This window comes from Chitinophaga sp. RCC_12, from assembly GCF_041360695.1.
Taxonomy (GTDB): domain Bacteria; phylum Bacteroidota; class Bacteroidia; order Chitinophagales; family Chitinophagaceae; genus Chitinophaga.
The window spans coordinates 210,958-229,358 of sequence record NZ_JBFUPS010000007.1; the positions used below are offsets into that span (position 1 = coordinate 210,958).

At 47.2% G+C, this 18,401-nt stretch carries 13 protein-coding genes; 5 read left to right on the forward strand and 8 right to left on the reverse strand.

Annotated features, from left to right (window positions below):
- Position 1: 1 nt before the first annotated feature.
- On the reverse strand, positions 2–1,267 hold the full coding sequence (locus AB6805_RS21050) for a dihydroorotase family protein (protein WP_370911407.1): 1,266 nt from the start codon (positions 1,265–1,267) through the stop codon (positions 2–4).
- 152 nt (positions 1,268–1,419) lie between these two features.
- Between AB6805_RS21050 and AB6805_RS21055 the strand changes: the two genes are divergently transcribed.
- The 3 genes from AB6805_RS21055 to AB6805_RS21065 all read left to right on the forward strand — a co-directional run bounded on the left by AB6805_RS21055 (position 1,420) and on the right by AB6805_RS21065 (position 5,914).
- A complete protein-coding gene (locus AB6805_RS21055) occupies positions 1,420–2,367 on the forward strand; it encodes a hypothetical protein (protein ID WP_370911408.1) in 948 nt (315 codons plus the stop codon).
- A gap of 36 nt (positions 2,368–2,403) precedes the next feature.
- Entirely contained in the window at positions 2,404–4,572 is a 2,169-nt protein-coding gene (locus tag AB6805_RS21060; RefSeq protein WP_370911409.1) for a DPP IV N-terminal domain-containing protein, read from the forward strand.
- 112 nt (positions 4,573–4,684) lie between these two features.
- The gene (locus AB6805_RS21065; protein ID WP_370911410.1) at positions 4,685–5,914 is read left to right on the forward strand and encodes an alkaline phosphatase family protein; all 1,230 of its coding nucleotides are present in this window, start codon (positions 4,685–4,687) and stop codon (positions 5,912–5,914) included.
- A 215-nt stretch (positions 5,915–6,129) separates the two neighbouring features.
- Here AB6805_RS21065 and AB6805_RS21070 read toward each other — a convergent pair whose 3' ends face one another.
- A complete protein-coding gene (locus AB6805_RS21070; protein WP_370911411.1) occupies positions 6,130–7,155 on the reverse strand; it encodes a LacI family DNA-binding transcriptional regulator in 1,026 nt (341 codons plus the stop codon).
- A 283-nt stretch (positions 7,156–7,438) separates the two neighbouring features.
- Between AB6805_RS21070 and AB6805_RS21075 the strand changes: the two genes are divergently transcribed.
- On the forward strand, positions 7,439–8,299 hold the full coding sequence (locus AB6805_RS21075) for a flagellar motor protein MotB (protein WP_370911412.1): 861 nt from the start codon (positions 7,439–7,441) through the stop codon (positions 8,297–8,299).
- A 227-nt stretch (positions 8,300–8,526) separates the two neighbouring features.
- Here AB6805_RS21075 and AB6805_RS21080 read toward each other — a convergent pair whose 3' ends face one another.
- Positions 8,527–11,229: an outer membrane beta-barrel protein gene (locus tag AB6805_RS21080; RefSeq protein WP_370911413.1), complete on the reverse strand. Its 2,703-nt coding sequence runs from the start codon at positions 11,227–11,229 to the stop codon at positions 8,527–8,529.
- 216 nt (positions 11,230–11,445) lie between these two features.
- On the opposite strand from AB6805_RS21080, the gene AB6805_RS21085 reads away from it, so the two are divergent.
- Entirely contained in the window at positions 11,446–11,916 is a 471-nt protein-coding gene (locus AB6805_RS21085) for a DinB family protein (RefSeq protein ID WP_370911414.1), read from the forward strand.
- On the opposite strand, the gene egtD is transcribed toward AB6805_RS21085, so the two are convergent.
- From egtD to AB6805_RS21110, 5 genes are all read right to left on the reverse strand, one after another.
- A complete protein-coding gene (gene egtD / locus AB6805_RS21090) occupies positions 11,913–12,902 on the reverse strand; it encodes an L-histidine N(alpha)-methyltransferase (RefSeq protein ID WP_370911415.1) in 990 nt (329 codons plus the stop codon). The genes AB6805_RS21085 and egtD overlap by 4 nt on opposite strands.
- Before the next feature lie 88 nt (positions 12,903–12,990).
- Positions 12,991–14,142: an ergothioneine biosynthesis protein EgtB gene (gene egtB, locus AB6805_RS21095; RefSeq protein ID WP_370911416.1), complete on the reverse strand. Its 1,152-nt coding sequence runs from the start codon at positions 14,140–14,142 to the stop codon at positions 12,991–12,993.
- A 12-nt stretch (positions 14,143–14,154) separates the two neighbouring features.
- Positions 14,155–15,723, reverse strand: coding sequence for an ABC transporter permease/substrate-binding protein (locus AB6805_RS21100; RefSeq protein WP_370911417.1), 1,569 nt, complete (start codon positions 15,721–15,723; stop codon positions 14,155–14,157).
- Positions 15,724–15,732: 9 nt separating this feature from the next.
- On the reverse strand, positions 15,733–16,671 hold the full coding sequence (locus AB6805_RS21105; protein WP_370911418.1) for an ABC transporter ATP-binding protein: 939 nt from the start codon (positions 16,669–16,671) through the stop codon (positions 15,733–15,735).
- Between the two features lie 34 nt (positions 16,672–16,705).
- Positions 16,706–18,094 carry a mercuric reductase gene (locus AB6805_RS21110; RefSeq protein WP_370911419.1) on the reverse strand — a complete coding sequence of 463 codons (1,389 nt, stop codon included), beginning with the start codon at positions 18,092–18,094 and terminating at the stop codon, positions 16,706–16,708.
- Positions 18,095–18,401: the final 307 nt, after the last annotated feature.

Genomic DNA, 18,401 nt, shown 5'->3' on the forward strand with positions numbered 1-18,401 from the left:
TCTAATTATTTATATGAAATACGGGTCCATTCACTGTGGCATGTACTTTCCCCTTCAGTTGTTCGCCAATATACGCTGAATTTTTGGACCGGGAAGCGATATGGGCTTTGGTAAACTGCCAGCTGGCTTCCGGATCAAAGATCGTGAGGTTGGCGGCGGCGCCTTCCTGCAGGGCCGGCTGTGGCAAACCGAATATTTTCCGCGGTTGGATGGTGAGCATGTTAATCAGCTGTTCCAGCGGCAGCTGAGGGAGGTATTGCCTTATTACGCCGAAGGCGCTTTCCAGGCCGATCATGCCGTTTTTGGCATATTCAAACTCTACCTGTTTGGCATCCCAGTCCTGCGGCGTGTGATGAGTAGCGAAGCAATCTATGGTGCCATGTAAAACGGCTTCCTGCAGGGCTTTCACGTCGTCTGCGCTGCGCAGCGGCGGATTTACCTTCAGGTGGGTATCGTAGTTGATGAGCTGAGCATCGGTTAAAGACAGGTGGTAAGGTGTTACCGAGCAGGTAACTTTGATTCCTGCCGCTTTGGCGGCGGCGATCAGCTCCACTGATTTACGGGTGCTGATACCGGTAAAGTGGATGCGGGAGTCGGCATATTTCGCCAGCTCCAGGTCGCGCTGAATGATGAGTTCTTCTGCCAGTGCGGGTTTCCCGGGCATTCCCAGCTGGGTGGAGTAAATGCCTTCGTGCATGAGTCCATGCGAAGAAATGCTCTGGTCATCCGGCAGCTGTATAAGGGTGCCGTCGAATGCTTTGATGTATTGCAGGGCTTTGAGCATGAGGCCGGGCGACTGTAATGGCTTGAGGCCATCGGAGAAGGCTACGGCGCCTGCCTGCTGCATTTCGTACATTTCCGCGAGGCCGGTACCTTCGAGGTTTTTCGTAGCAGCGCCAATTGGCAACACCGTGGCGGCCGAATGACGGGTTCTGCTCAGTACGTATTCGATTTGCGGTTTGGTATGCAGAGCGGGCTGGGTGTTGGGTACCACCATAACTGTTGTGTACCCGCCGGTGGCGGCAGCTTTAATACCGCTTTGCAGGTCCTCTTTGTGCTCCTGTCCGGGGTCGCAGAAATGTGCGAAAACATCCATCCAGCCGGCGGAAACATGCAGGTTATTACCTGAAATGACCGTTGCCCGGGCATCTTCGAGGTTGTTGCCAACCTGTTGAATGATGCCGTTCTGAATAGAAATGTCTTTTTGCTGCCCGTGTAAGGGTGAGGAAGGCGCTATGATCTTTACGTTCTTGAGTAGTATGTGCATGCTTTACGTTCTATAACCGGTCCGAAAATACAGGGGCAAATGTAACATAAAACTGTTAATTGTTGAAGGGGAGCGGCCCCTACTTTTCGGACGGCTGTTCAGGTTGGTATGATAATTGAAAATGCAGGGGTAGCAGATCAAAATAACTACTGATGATTGACTATCTTTCTAACCTCGTAGCACGGATATGCGACCGCTCAGAACAATTGCATAATGGCCAGACGACCAGCTGGCAGGCCCTCCGCGAAGCAGAACAACTCGCTAATCACGCTTATATACCCCTACTTTATCAATACATTGAGCAGGAGCCCGACAAAGATAAGCGCCGCGCCGCCTGTTTTATTATCACCCAGCTTTCCAGGAATACCAACGACCCCGAAGTGATCCGTTTTCTTTTGGACCGGCTCAGAATGGAGCAGGATGCCGATATGATTACAGCGATGCAACAGGACCTGGAACGCGGACTCGCCATACCGGGCTATATTAACCTGGAACCCTTATTTAATAACACGCTTTCACTCAATAATAATATCCGCCGTTCTGCGCTGCTGGCGCTCAGAGGCACCCGCCACCCTTCGGTGGAAGATTGGGCCCTGAACCTGCTGAAGCGCACCGTAAACGAATACGATATCTACTATATCACGCTGCTGCTGCATAAAGTAGGTACGCAGAAAAGTGTGCCCGCACTGCGCAGACTCCTGGAATATCACCGCCAGGACGTGAAAAGCCTGGCTTTCGCCGCTATCGCTGACATTGAAAAAGAGAAGGAAGCCATGTTCTATACACGCTGCCTTATGCGTGGACAACTCAAATTTGAAGCGATGGAAGCCATTTATAAGTACGCCGATGAGAATGCGATCCAGGCGGTGACTGCCCGCATTACCGAATTGTTATCAAAAAGACGCAGCAGCGCCCGGATGACGATAGAAACGGTGAAGAACGGCTTTACAGACCTGATGCTGGGCATGGAATTCCTGTTCCGCTTCAGAACTGCAAAGACAGATGTGAAGAAAACATTTTCCTGGATTACAGAGAAACGGGCCGACTACCTGTTGCCCGAAGAAAGGGAATGGGTAAAAAAACATCTTGTGAGCGCGTAACGGGTAAAACCTTAATTTAGCTCCCTAAAAAGAAGGATGAAGAAAGCTTTCCTATTGCTTTTGACAGGATGGATGACGGGTGGGCTGCAATATACCTATGGTCAGCAACGTCAGTATACCATGGCGGAAGCCACCAACGGGCTTCGGCAGCAACTGGCGCCGGAGCGCTTAAAACAGTTTGAATGGGTGCCCGGTGAAAACGCCTACACCAGGGTGCTATCCGAAAAAGATAGTTACGCCTGGATCAAGGTAGTACTACCCGCCGGTAAAACAGATACCCTGCTGACACTTTCACGGCTCAATGAACAGTTATTTTCTTCCAAACCTTTACGCGGTGTACCGCCGCTGCACTGGATGTCTGCTACCAGTGCCTGGTTTTCTATCGGCAACACGCTGTATAAAGGTCAACTGCAAAATGGCATCATGCAATTCAGCCAATGGTGCGAATTATCCAAAGAAGCAGAGAATGTAACGGTGAACAATCAAAGCGGCCAGGTTGCCTGGACCGAAAACAATAACCTGTTTATCCGTACCGCCGATGGCCATGTACAGGCAGTTACCAACGACGCCGATATCAATATTGTGAATGGAAAAAGCGTTCACCGTGAGGAATTTGGCATCGACAAAGGTATTTTCTTTTCTCCCAAAGGCGATCAGCTGGCATTTTACCGCATGGATCAGCGCATGGTAAATGATTACCCGGTTATTGACTGGTCGGTAACGCCCGCGCATAATAGCAATATCAAATACCCGATGGCAGGCAGTAAATCACATGAAGTAACGCTGGGCATTTATCAGCCATCTACCCAAAAAACTATTTTCCTGAAAACCGGCGGGCCTGCAGATCATTATCTCACGTGTGTTACCTGGGCGCCTGACCAGCAATCTGTTTATGTAGCACTGCTGAACCGCGAACAGAATCATTTATGGCTGAACCAATACAGTGCGGCTACCGGGGAACTGGTAAAAACACTGTTTGAAGAAACAGATGCTAAATACGTACATCCTACCCATCCGTTAACTTTTGTTCCCGGCACAACCGATCAGTTTATCTGGTGGAGCGAAAAAAGTGGCTATAACCATTTATATCTCTATAATACCAAAGGAGAACAGCTGCGGGAGCTTACCGCCGGTGATTGGGTGGTGAATGAACTAACGGGCTTTATTCCGAAGAAAAATGAAATCATCTTCACGGCTTCCAAAGAAAGCCCGATGGAGAAACATTTGTATAAGATTAATTACAAGCAAAAGACAGCAACGCTTTCCCCACTGGATAAAACTGCCGGCTGGCACGATGCACAGGCCAGCACCGATGGCAGCTACGTGCTGGATGCTTACAGTTCCGGTACCACTCCTTATGTAGCGGGGGTAACTGCCACCGCCGGTAAATTTGAACAAAATATTATCACTGCCACCGATCCGCTGAAAGACTTTCAGCGTCCGCAAATCAGGCAGGTGACGCTGAAAGCGGATGACGGCACGCCTTTATACGGTAAACTGATCCTGCCGGTGAACTTTGATTCTACCAAAACCTACCCGGTAATTGTATACCTCTATAATGGGCCTAATGTGCAGTTGATCCGTAACACTTATCCCTACAGCGGTAACCTTTGGTATGAATACATGGCGCAACATGGCTATGTAATTTTTACGATGGACGGCCGCGGCAGTGATAACCGTGGAAAGGCTTTTGAACAGGCCACTTTCCGGCAGCTTGGTACGGTGGAAATGAATGATCAGTTACAGGGCGTGGCTTACCTGAAGTCGCTGCCGTATATTAATCAGCAGAAGATGGGTGTACATGGCTGGAGCTTTGGTGGTTTTATGACTACATCGCTGATGTTGCGTCATCCGGGGGTGTTCCAGGCAGGAGTAGCCGGTGGGCCGGTGATCGACTGGAGCATGTATGAAATTATGTATACAGAGCGCTATATGGATACGCCGCAGGAAAACCCGGAGGGTTATGCCAATTCCAACCTGCTTACTAAAATAAAAAACCTGCAGGGTAAGCTAATGCTGATCCACGGCACCAACGATGATGTGGTGGTTTGGCAGCATTCGCTGGATTTCCTGAAAGCCTGTGTAGATAATGAAGTACAGGTAGATTATTTCGTATATCCGGGGCATTTACATAATGTATTGGGAAAAGACAGGGTTCACCTGATGCAAAAGATCACCGACTATTTTGATGCCCATCTGAAATAGTTTTTCAGATTTCTCTTTAAAGCGAAGATCATAGCGAAAAATTAATATTCGCTGTTATCTTCGCTTTATTATTTTATGCTACTTGCGATCAGCTAATCTTAAACAGTCAACGATGAAGTATTTATTCCTCGCTATGAGCCTCTTAACAGTTACCACGTTAGCGGCACAGCAGAAGAAACACAAAGTGTTATTTATTATTGCGGATGGTATTCCGGCAGATGTGATTGAGTCGCAGCCCACTCCAAACCTGAAGCGTATAGCAAAGGAAGGCGGGTATTGCCGTGCCTATGTGGGAGGGGAGAAGAATGGTTATTCCCAGACGCCTACTATTTCAGCGGTGGGTTACAACAGTTTGCTTACCAGCACCTGGGTGAATAAACATAATGTATGGGACAATGATATTGCCGCGCAGAATTATGCTTATCCCAGCATTTTCCGGTTTTTAAAATCGGCTTATCCTGAAAAGAAGACGGCTATTTTTTCCACCTGGCTGGACAACCGTACCAAACTGGTGGGAGATGGATTAGCGCAAACAGGCAACCTGCATATTGACCACGCGGTGGATGGACTGGAGCTTGATACCGTGCGGTTTCCGCATGATAAAGACAGCTGGTATATTCATCTTATTGATGAAACGGTGGTGAATAAGGCGGCAGATTTTGTAAGAAGCGATGCACCTGATATGACCTGGGTATACCTGGAATACAGCGATGACATGGGGCACCGTTATGGTACCGGTGAGCGGCTGGATACTGCCGTGCGGATGACAGATGACATGGTGGGTAAGATTTGGGATGCGATGGAATACAGGCGTGCGAATTTTAACGAAGACTGGCAGATCTATATTACCACGGATCACGGTCGTGATGCCCATGGCGGGCATGGCCACGGCGGGCAATCGGATCGAGAGCGGACCACCTGGATTGTTACCAATGCAAAAGGTTTGAATTCTTACTTTAAAACGGCGCAACCGGGCATTGTAGATATTCTGCCTTCCATTGCGCGGTTTATGAATATCTCTATTCCTAAGGAGAATGCGCGTGAACTGGATGGAGTGCCGCTGACAGGCGCTATTTCAATGGCGCAGCCTACTGCCAGCTTAGTGAAGGATCAGCTGCAACTGGGATGGAAAGCTTATGATAAAAAGGGAACCGTAAAAATTTGGGTTACGACAACTAATCATTATAAAACCGGCGGGCACGATGAATATAAGTTGCTGGGAGAGGTACCTGTATCAAAAGAGGGCGCCAGCATCAGCGTAAAATCGCTTCCATCCTCATTTTACAAGATTGTACTGGAAGGGCCGTTAAACACGGTGAACAGGTGGGTGGTGCAACAATAGCTAAAACAAGCGAAAACAGGCTTTACGCAAACGCTTGCGCGGATAACGCAAGCGTTTGCGTACATGGAATGCCAAAAAAATCATGTAGAATCGTTGTAGCAATTAATCAGAAAGTGAACTAAGCTGGAAAAGCAGCAATTATAGACAGCGAACAATGAAGTCGAATAACCTGCCACGGTCAACTACTGTGGCAAGGTTATCGATAAGATAATGCCTCAGCGGTGATGTATCACCAGTTGCGACTCCATGACAGTGCGTTGAAAATCATTCAAGGCATGTTCCCCGTTCAGGAGTGATAATAACATATTAGTAGCCGCCTGGCCCTGTTCATAAGGGAACTGCTCCACAGATGCAGCAGGGGGAAAGGCTGTATACCCGCTTACCGGTGTATTGGCGTAAGATACAAAAGTTATATCCTTATTTATTTCCAATTTTTGTTTCAGGGCATATTGTACGGCATCCATGGCTACATAGTCGTTGAAAGTAACAACGGCCGTTACTTTTCTTTTGAGCGACAGTAGGTATTGCATGGCTTGTTCTGTGCCTGCGGCGGTGAGGTCGGCGTTGACGATCATTTTGGGATCGTATTTAAGGCGGTGTTTCTGCAGTGCCCTGATGTAGCCGGTAGCGCGTTCCTTGCTGGCCACCATCGTTTCCGGGCCGTTGATCATACCAATTACGCGGTGGCCCTGTTTCAGCAGGAAATCCACTGCCTGTACGGTGCCGGATTCCAGGTTGCAGGAAACCGCGTGTATATCAGGAAGGTTGGGAATGCGGTCGAAGAAAACCACCGGTATCCTTGCCTGTTGCAGCATTTCAAAGTGTTCGTAATTGCTGGTATTTTTTCCGATAGAAACAATGCAGCCGTCCACCCGGTGCTGTTTCATGCTCTGGATGATCTGTTTTTCACGGGCTTCATCATCGTGCGATTGTCCCAGCAGTACCGTGTAGTTATTGCTGTATGCCGTGTCTTCGATACCGCTGATAGCGCTGGCAAAGAATGCCTCCGACAGCTCGGGTAAAAGGATACCGATTGTAAATGTTTTACCCTGCTGGAAATAGATAGCTGTCTGGTTGCGTTCATAATTCAGTTCGGCCGCCAGTTCTTTTACCCTGGTTTTAGTTCTTAAACCTATACTGTGATGATCATGTAACGCTCTTGATACCGTGGATACAGAGATGTTCAGCCTTTTTGCAATTTCCTTTATTGTTGGTTGACCCGAAGAAACCACCTTTCTCATACATTTCAGCAATTAATAGAAAATAGATACAGCGTGTACTCTGCCGGACAAGTTACTTAGATATTGGAAAACATTAGCTTTTTTTTATGAATAAAGCTTCTTTAGGATGACGGCTTTATTTTTTTTATGTGTGTCAACATCTAATACCACGCTGGATTCTAACCGGGTTCTAACGGGCTGAAGGGGGCTTCGGCCTGCTATTTGCTATACAGGGGTTGCTTTCCATTGTATACCCCACTATTTATATATACTTATTCTTTAGATTATTAAAAAGTGTAATTTTATGAAAATAGCACAACTAGCCTTGCCGGTAGCTTTAGTAACCATTTTTGCATCCTGTTCTGCCCCTCGTAAATTAAGAGAATCACAGGCCAGGAATGCGCAACTTGATAGTCTTTACCGCGCTACCTACGGTAAGCTGAGAACCTGCGAAGAAGATGCCGCCCGTGCCGCAGCATCGTACAAAGAAAAAGTGACAAATTTAACGGAGCAACAACAGCAACTGAAAACCAACAATACCCAGATGCTGGATCACCTGAAGGAGTTGTCCGTAATTTCCGGCGCCCAGGCAGAAAGCATCAAGAAATCCCTGGATAATATTGGCGCCAAGGATGCTTATATCAAAGATCTCCAATCGGCTATTGCCCGTAAAGACTCGCTGAACATGCAGCTGGTAATGAACCTGAAAGGCGCCATTGGCAATATGGATGATAAGGACATCAATATTAAAGTGGACAAAGGGGTAGTATATATAGATATCTCCGATAAGCTGCTGTTTAAAAGCGGTAGTTACGAAATCAATGAAAGAGCGAAGGAAGTACTGGGTAAAGTGGCCAAAGTGCTGATTGCCCAGCCGGATATTGAATTCATGGTAGAAGGTCATACTGATAACGTGCCTTACCGTCCGAATGTATTGCTGGACAACTGGGACCTGAGTGTGAAGAGAGCTACTTCCGTAGTACGTGTTCTGCAGAACCAGTATAACATTCCGCCAGCGCGCATGACCGCTGCGGGTAGAAGCGAATACCTGCCTATTGCTTCCAACGACACTGCTGAAGGCAAAGCAGCCAACCGCAGAACGAGGATCGTAATACTGCCACAGCTGGATCAGTTCTTCAAATTACTGGAAAAACCAGCGAATTAAGCGAAGGTTGTCTTTCTCAGGATTACGCTGATTTTACTGATTAGCTGGATTTTAACTTTTGGATTTTATAAAGGATTAAGGGAGATAGAAGCGGATATTCGCTTTTATCTCCCTTAATTATTATATTAATCTAAAATCTAAAAAAATCCAAAAGTTAAAATCCAACTAATCAGTAAAATCAGCGTAATCCTGCTCCAAGACAATTTCCGCATCGCCGAAGGCGATGCCTACACCGCCGGCTTCGCCGCTGGTTTTTTGCCGAAGAACCAGGAGAGGCTTAGCATGAAGTATTGGGTGAGAACGGTGTTCCGCTGCTGTTCTATGTAGGTGGGGGATTGCATGGTGAGCAGCGATTGATTTTGTTTTGTGAGATCGTAGGCGTAGAGTTTTGCCTGGAAGCTTTTGTCTTTTCCAAAGGCTTTGGCGATCCAGCTGTTGAGGACTACAAATTGCTGATGCTGACTGGTATTATTGAAATACAGGGCTGCGCTGCCGATGCTGAGGTTGGCAGGGAGAAAAACGTTGGCGGTGAGTGATACATTGTACATGAGGTAGTCGGAATGTTTGTTGTTCTGGATGGAGTAAACGCTGCTGATATACAGCATGCTTACAAACCCTTCCAGCTCCAGCGTTTTTTTGTACATCCAGGAGCCGTTCAGCATTTGTGTGATACTCAGATCAGTAGTGCGGCTTTTGACCTGGTTGATAAACGAATTATTCCGGCTGAAATAATAGGACAATGAATAGTTAAGTGTTAAGGCTGGTTTATTAAACCTTTTACCTATTGAAAAGTCCTGGTTAAAACTAAAGTTTCCATCCACATTTACTGGTTTATTGATTTGCCGGCCGGCGGAGTCGGAGTAGATGGATTGTGTCATGGCATTATTGGGCAGATCAGCGCCCAGGTTGGTACTGAACGTAAGGCCTTTCACGCTGAAGGAACGGTAGCCGATGGCGGCAGAGTTATAAATAGACGGTTTCAGATCCGGGTTGCCGAGTTGCACATACAGCGGGTTCCGGGTAGATACTACCGGCAGGTATACGTTGGGCGGAGGAATGCGGGTTTCCCTGTTTACTCTCAGGTCCAGGCTTTTGTAGTTATCTATTTTATAGAAAAGGGACAGGTTGGGAGACAGGTAATGAATCCTTTGCAGGAACTCATTGCCGGCGGTGAAGTTATTGCTTTTTGAATCTGTGAAGTTATAGGCAATATTTAACTGGCCCTGTATTTTTGTTTTATTAAGAAAGAGTCCTGCACCGACCGACTGCTCATTGATATTGTTTTTAAATCGGTAGGTCAGGTCCTGGTTAACAAGATCATATCCTTTCTTTTCATTGTCGAAATCGAAAGCGTCCTGGTTATTTTTTGTAAGGTTGTTGGTTATTTTATAGGATACGTTCAGGTACATGGAAGTGAGCAGCGGATATTGGTAGTTAAACCTGGCCATCAGTTTACGGACATTTATTTTTGCATTTACCTGCTGGTTGATGGTATCTGCCAGGTTTGCAGCGGAGAAGGTATTCAGGGTGGTATTCTGCTGTTCATCTTTTGTATTGTTCTGATCAATATTGAAGGATATGCTTACACTGCCGGCTTTGGGACTGAACTGGTGGTTATATTGGGTGGTCAGGTTGATATTGTTATTCCTTCTTGTTTCCAGGTTATTGGTGTTGCCAAAGTTGATGGTGTCGTTGGTTTTCCCGCCTGTTGAAACGTATTGATTGAAGGAGCGGAAAGTGTTATGTTGTGTGTTGGCCGACATATCTATGGAGACAAGATTTTTTTCATCGACCTGGATGCTCAGGTTGGTAAAGAGGATATTCATGTTGGCAGTGCTTCCCGAGGTATTGTTGTTGTTGTAGCGGAAGTTACTGTCCGGAAGTACGTTGTCGCGCTGTTGCTGCTGGCTGTTATCGACGTTTTGGCTTTGATGGAGGAAGTTGGCGTTGAGTTTTATTTTTTTGGAGATATCGGTACCGAGATTGGCGCTGACATTATTTTTCCTGGAGAGGCCCCCCATCATACTTTCTCCCCTGCTCAGGTTTTCATCGGTGGAAGCGGGGCCGCGGGAGGAATTGACATTATTGATATATCCCATCACCACCGCTTGCCTGGTATCCCTGAACATATTAACGTTGGCGGCGGCGTTATACCGTTTGTCAGTTCCATAGCCTGCGCCGGCGGCGCCATTGAATCCTTTCTTATATTCTTTTTTAACGGTGATGTTGATGACCTTTTCATTTTTACCTCCTTCCACCATACCGTCTACTCTTTTTCTGTCGATGACCTGTATTTTATCGACAATATCTGCCAGCAGGTTCTGCGTTATTTTTTTGGTGTCGCCTGTAGCACTATTGCCATCCTGGAAGAGCGGTCTGCCATTTACCAGGATGGTTTTGATAGCCGTGCCCTGGAAAGACAGGTTCCCATCTGCATCGATGGTGATGCCGGGGAGTTTATTGAGCAGGCTTCTTACAGAGGCATTTTCGGTTGTCTGGAAATCGCCTGCAGAAAATTCAACAGTATCTTTCCGTATGGTGAATGCCGATTTATTTACTTTTACGTTAACGCTGTTTAACTTGATCGGGTTACGCTGAAGACCGGAAAAGCGAAGATCTACCTGGAATACCTTGGCTGACTTTTCTGATATCATGATGAGTGAGGTAGCGGCATCGTATCCCATGAAACTGATCGTGATCACATAATTTCCCTGTGGTATTTTTTTGAGGATAAAGTCGCCGGATTCATTCGTGATGCCCTGTGCTTTAAGAATGGATCTTTCTGCGGTGAAGAGTAGTACATTTGCTCCAATCAGCGGTTTGCGGGTATCTTTGTCATACGCATGGCCTTTTATTTCTCTTTGTGCGGAAAGCGTGAAATGCATTCCTATCAGCAGTACGGTTAACGATAATGCGTAGTATTTTGCCATGCGAGGATTTTGGTTATTTCAATACAATGATAGTATGGAAGCATCCTCATCCCGTTAATCAATACCAAATGTTGTCAGAATGGTTAAAGAATTATTAATAAGATAACGAGATTAACAATTGATTCACAAATGCCGGGGCCATGATTATTGGAGTATTTTTTGATGAGATGTCTTTCTTTTTTGATCTTTGAACCCCGACAAATAAAATTACTATTTATGAATACTGCTACGTTAGTTAAATCGCTGAAGGACATGTTGCTTAAACCCAATGCACACGTCACTTTCAGCGATTCGGTAAAAAAGCTGCCAGCTGATCTGAGGGGTGTGGTACCCGCCGGTATGCCTTACAGCATCTGGCAATTGGTGGAGCATATCAGGATTACGCAATACGATATCCTCGATTTTTCAAGGAACCCGGACTATAAAGAAATTGAGTGGCCAAAGGCCTACTGGCCGGAGGAAACTGCTCCGAAGGACGACGCTGTATGGAAGCACAGTGTGGAGCAGGTGGATAAGGACCTGCATGCTTTTATTGATCTGCTGGAACAGAGCGATGATCTGTTTGCGCCTTTCCCATACGGCACCGGGCAGCACTTATTCCGGGAAGCCGTATTGTTGCTGGACCACACCAGTTATCACACCGGTGAGATTGTAGCGGTCAGAAGAATGCTGAATGCCTGGCATTAAATACATTTCCATAAACAATCGGTGAACCAGTGTTTGTGGTCGAAGAACCGGGCCACCGGCTTGAAGCCTGCATAGGCTGCCAGCTGGTCTGTTTCTTCCAGGCTGTATTTCTGTGAGATCTCCATATAAATGGATTCATTTTCTGCGAAGGTTACGGTTGTATCCTCCCCGATGTGCACCTGTTGGTTTTCAAGGCTGATGAGATAACTTTTGCAGGCGCCGGTAACCGGATCGTAGGTAGGGAAGTGTTCAAATTTTGAGGTGTCAAAATCTGCGTACAGTTCCCTGTTGATACGGTGTAAGAGGTTGAAGTTAAATGCGCGTGTGATGCCGGCGGAGTCGTTATATGCATTCAGGATTACCTGCGGATGTTTTTTGAGATCGAAGCCGGTCAGCAGCAGATCGCCGGGCTGCATATACTGGCGCAACTGCTGGCAGAAGCTACGGGCGGCGCTCACGCTGAAATTGCCGATGTTGGCGCCCATGAAAAGCAATACTTTCTTTTTGGCGGTCACCTTATTGGCCTGCTGCAGCATATGGAAATATTCCCCGTTTAAGCCATGCAATTGCAGGCCGGGTACCTGCGCAGGCAGGTTCTTTTCCAGTTGCGTGATCACGTTGGCGGAAATGTCGATGGGGAAATACGTATAATCGACGCCGTTATTGATCAGCTGTTGCAGCAAGTGAACGGATTTGGTAGCGTCGCCTGCACCCAGTTCCACCACATCAAAATCGCCGGCGTATAACTGCAACGCCTGTACTATTTGCGCAGATTGTTCGCGGAGGATTTCCATTTCGCATCCGGTCAGGTAATATTCATGACATTGCATGATCTGCTGAAAGAGGGCATCTCCTGCCGTATCATAAAAATATTTCGGGTCCAGGTATTTCTGGGGTGCAGTGAGGCCCTGCACCACGTCGTGATAAAATATATCGGTGGCCGGTTTGCGCTTGCAGGGCGCAAGTACATTAGGAATTACAGTCATAATTATTTTTTGATGTTCTGAACTTGGATCCCGGAAAGCGGCGAAGCTATTTTCCGGAGATCCGGATCATTTCACAACGTTGTCTCAATCATCCTGCCAATCTTATCCCGGTAAATTGCCATCTCAGTGAAGGGTGGAAAAAGTTACGGTAAGTGATACGGCTATGGTTGGGCGAAGTTACTTCAGAGCCACCACGCAGTACCATCTGATTGATCATGAATTTTCCATTATATTCTCCGATGGCGCCGGGCGCCTTTGCAAAGCCGGGGTAGGGGAGATAAGCGCTTTCGCACCATTCCCACCGTTGGCCCCATGCCAGTTGCGGTGCGGCCACCTCCCATTCAAACTCTGTTGGCAGCCGTTGTCCTTTCCAGGCGGCATATGCAGCCGCTTCGTAGTAGCTGATATGCGTAACAGGTGCATCCGGCATGATTGGCTGAAGCCCCTGCCAGGTATAATGCATCCATTTCCCGTCGATGTTGTACCAATACATCGGGGTGGTTACCTGGTTATTTTTTACCCAGTCCCATCCTTCCGCGTGCCAGTAGCGGAAATCCTGGTAACCACCGGCCTGGATAAAGTCCAGGTATTCCGTGTTGGTAACCAGTGCGGTACTGATTTTATAATCCTGCAAATATACGGTATGCCTGCCCAGTTCATTATCAAAACAGAATCCGTCCCCCGCAAAGCCGATATCATATACGCCGGCACGTATATTTAACCAGGTATCGCCGGGATTGTTCACTATGGGTATATCTTTATGATGAATATCGTAGGCAGGGAACAGGGGATTATGCCCGAGGATATATTTAATATCCGTGTACAGTAATTCCTGGTGCTGCTCCTCATGGTTCAGGCCGAGAATAAACAGCTCCTGCAGCTCCGGGGACAGTTCTTCTTTCAAAAAATCTGTCATGGCTTCATCCACATATTTCCGGTAGCGCATAATATCTTCCACTGCCGGGCGGCTCAGGTTACCGCGATTGGTGCGGATCACCCGGGCGCCAACGGATTCATAGTAGCTGTTGAAAACATAATTATATTGAGGATCAAAAACCGTGTAACCTTTGGCGTTAGGAAGCAGGATAAATGTTTCAAAAAACCAGGTGGTGTGTCCAAGGTGCCATTTAGGCGGACTTACATCCACAATAGGTTGCACTACATAGTCTTCCGTTTTTAACGGGGCGCAAATTTTTTCGCTTCTCCGCCGTACTGTTTCATATTGTTCTTTCAGTAACATAATTACAGGTGCTTACTGTTGATTCACATATTTTGTAAAATCAGAAATGCTGCGGATATGCCGTTCTTTTGCCGCAGCTCTCCGCATCATTAATGCGTAGGTATTATTAAATCCGATGGGTTGCAGCCATTTGATATGATATTGTTTTTCAAATGCTGCGCTTACATAGTCGTATACTTTCTGGCTGTCGCCGATAATGCTGTCTGTTACCTGTTGTGGCGCCTGGAGCAATACGAGTAAACCGGTGCCGGTGTATTCGGGGTACATATCTATCTGGTCGTTTACCAATGCGTCGAACACAATCTTTGTACCGCCGAGTCCTGTTTTGGTGACTGCAGCAAGACCGGTATGACCTTCGATCAGCATCTTGTACATGGCGGCGAGGATATAGCCGTCGCCGAAAATTTTCGAGCCGATGCGGATAGTGCCTTTAGTGCCGTTGCCGGCTGGTTTCCAGAGTTGCCTGGCAACGAGAAAATCCTTTGCCACCTTTTCCGGATTTTGTTTAAGATAATCCACCCGGTAGTTCAATTCCGTCATGATACTATCATTAATTGTACCAACCAGGAGGTTGAGTGCCGGTTCCAGTTCCGGGTATTGTTGCAGGGTTTCTTCCCGTATAATGGGGGCCGCATAATAGGGTGGAAAAATATGTTTATCATCTTCCAGTACAACCAGGTCAAAAGCCTTTACCCTGCCGTCTGTACTGCTTCCGCTTATAACGTCCAGTTTTTTTTCGTAAGCGGCTTTATACATGATCATGTCGCTGATGACGAGGGTGCGGATATGCAGGCCGTATACGGATTTTAGCCCGAGGTTACCGTCTTTTCTGCCCATAAATTCGGGGGTGAATCCGGCCAGCATTTTACCGCTGTAAGTATCGGGCAAAAGATAGAAGGATGAGAGAAGCAGGAAGATAAAAGGCAGTGCGTATAATGTTTTACGGGCTTTCCGGATATTGATGTGCTGGAGCAGCGACAGGAGCCAGTCGAACAGCAATGCCAGCAAAGCTGCGGGTATGGCTCCCGCCAGCATCATATTGGTGTTGTTGAGTGCGATGCCGCCGAAGATAAATTCCCCGAGTCCGCCTGCGGCGATGTATGCAGCCAGTGTAGCTACGCCTACATTGATCACTGTTGCAGTGCGGATGCCGGCCAGTATAACGGGCATGGCCAGTGGCAGTTGTACTTTCATCAGCATTTGCCTACGGCTCATTCCCATACCGGTAGCCGCTTCTGTTACATTGGGATCTACGCCGCTGATACCGGTATAGGTATTACGGATAATGGGCAGCAGTGCATAAAGAAATAGCGCCACTATAGCGGGTTTGGGGCCAATGCCCAACAGCGGGATCATGAACCCCAGCAGGGCGATGCTTGGAATGGTTTGCATTACGCCGGCGAAGCCGAGCACAGGTGCTGCCAGTCTTTTTTTACGGGTGATGAAAATACCGGCAGGTACGCCTATGGCTACGGCCAGCAGCACGGATATAAAGGTAAGCCCGGTGTGCGTGAGGGTTTGCTCCAGCAGTTTACCGGATTGTTGTTGTACAAATTCAAATAAGGTTTCGGTTGCTTCCATGCCGTTGCGTTAATTTTTGTAGGCAGCTATTGCCGCCATGAGTCCATTCCCGTCAATTATTTTTTGTTCCTGTTCATATGTTACGGCTACCGGCTGTTGCGTAATGGCTTCCAGGGCGTCCCAGCAGGTGCTGGAGGCGGTTAATGGTCCGTTTGCGGCTACTGCGGAAGACGGCAACCATTGCCACAGGTCTTTTATCTGCAGGGACTTCAGCTCCAGCTGCAGTCGTTGCGGATCGAGGAATGACCTTACAAAATCGTTGGCCGGGTGGAAGATCAGTTCCGCAGGTGTGCCGAGTTGCTGGATACGTCCTTCGTTCATAAGACAGATCCGGTGGCCCAGTTCAAAGGCTTCTTCCACATCATGTGTTACCAGGATGATGGTTCTGTGACTGATCTCATCGAGCGATTTAAATTCTTTCCGGACGCTGATGCGTGTAAGCGGATCCAGTGCGCCAAAGGGTTCATCCATGAGGAGTACCGGCGGATCTGCGGCCAGTGCGCGGGCCAGGCCAACACGTTGTTGTTGTCCGCCGCTGAGCTGCTGCGGATATACTTCCGCGTAGGTGGCGGCAGGTAAACGGAGTTTATCCATCAGCGTGGTGGTACGATCGTGAATACGTTTTTTATCCCACTTCAGCAGGGAGGGTACGAGGCCGATATTGTCGCTCACGGTATAATGTGGAAACAACCCGGTGTTCTGTAATACGTAGCCGATATTGCGCCGGAGTATTTCAGGAGACAGCTCCTGTATTTCTTTCCCGTTAATAAATATCTGGCCGCTGTCGGCTTCCAGTAAGCGGTTGATCATGCGGAGGGTAGTGGTTTTGCCGCAGCCGCTGGTGCCCAGCAGTACCAGTGTTTCTCCTTCCTTTACTTCAAAGGAAATATCATCGACTGCTTTTTTTCCAGGACCAAAATATTTGGAAACATTCGACAGTTTGATCATTCGGTATATATCAGATTGTGGAAAAAATTGCTCATTATGGAGCAGGCTTCTCCAGGGTCATAAAGAGATTGTTTAGTGATTCTGCATAGAGCGGATGGGCAAACACCATTTCACGTATCTGCGTGGCAGTGACACCACCCAGCATGGCCATTTGCAGGATAGACATGATTTCGCCGCCTTCGGTGCCTATTACAGCGGCTCCCAGGATTTTATTGGTGTGTTCATTTACCAGTGCTTTCATAAAACCTCTTGTTTGTCCTGTTTCTATGGCCCTGGCAACTTTGTCCATACTCAGGCATGCAGTTTTAAACGGGATACCTTCTTTCCGCGCTTCATTTTCAGTGATGCCGATACGTCCGAGTTGCGGGTCGGTGAACATACAGTAAGGTATCTGCCGGTCTTTTATACTGATGTTTGCATTTTCAAAAATGTTCTTATAAATAATGAGATGATCGTTGTAGGAGATATGTGTAAATGCAGGGCCTCCCTTTACATCGCCGAGGGCATAGATGCCCGGTTCGGAAGTTTCCAGGCGGTCGTTTACCTGTATAAAACCTTTTTCATCTGTGAGCACATTTGTTTGTTGCAGTTGCAGCGCCGCGGTTTGTGGCGTGCGGCCGGTTGCAATCAGTATATGCGTGCCCGTTATAGTGTCTTTATCATTACCGGTAGTAATATCCACGCTGATCTTTTTCCCGTTGCGGGATACGTGCGTTACCTGTGTGCCGGTATGGATCTGCATATTTTCTGATTCCAGCATTTTTTTTATGACTGCCGCCACGTCGGCATCTTCTTTTGATACCAGTTGAGAAGCGGATTCTATTATAGTAACGTGACTGCCTAAACGCTGATAGAGTTGTCCCATTTCCAGGGCGATATAGCTGCCGCCGAGAATGATCAGTTCTTTCGGAACCGTTACTTCATCGAGCAGGGTCGTGGAGGTAAGATAGGGTACTTCTGCCAGGCCTGGTATGGGCGGAATAAACGGCTTGGTGCCGGTATTGATGAAAATGTGATCGGCAGTTAGTATATCTTCTTCTCCTTTGTGGCCGGTCACCGTAATTGTTTTATGCCCGGTGAAGGCGGCAGTTCCCATGAAGATGTTTACATTATCTGATTGTAATCCCTTGGCTGTTCCTCCGCGGAATTCCGTTACGATATTGTTTTTCCGGGCTACAATAAACGGCAGGTCCACCATGAATCCGTGGCTGTGAATGCCCCAGTCTTTACTATGAAAAACGGTATGTGCTACTTTTGCGCAGGCGATCATTGCTTTGGTAGGCGTGCAGCCATCGTTGATGCAAGTGCCACCGAGATAGCGTTGTTCAATGAGCGCGGTTTTCCAGCCTTTTTCTTCCATTTTTTTTGCCAGCGGATTTCCCCCCTGACCTGATCCGATTACTATGGCGTCAAATTTCTGCATACGGAAAGATTTAGGATGCGGGGCCAAAGATTATACCAACGAAAAGTAAGTAAATTTAGCGAATAAAAGCGGATGTTGTCTTTCTCACTGATTACGCTGATTATACTGATTACTTTGATTTGATCACTTTGGATTTTTAAGGATTTTGGGAGATAGAAGCGGAAAAGCGGAGTTTGTCTTTCTCGCTGATTACGCTGATTATACTGATTACCTGGATTTTATTTGGGGGATTTTTAAGGATTTCGGGAGATAGAAGCGGAATATGTCGCTTATATCTCCCAAAATCCTTTAAAAATCCAAAGTGATC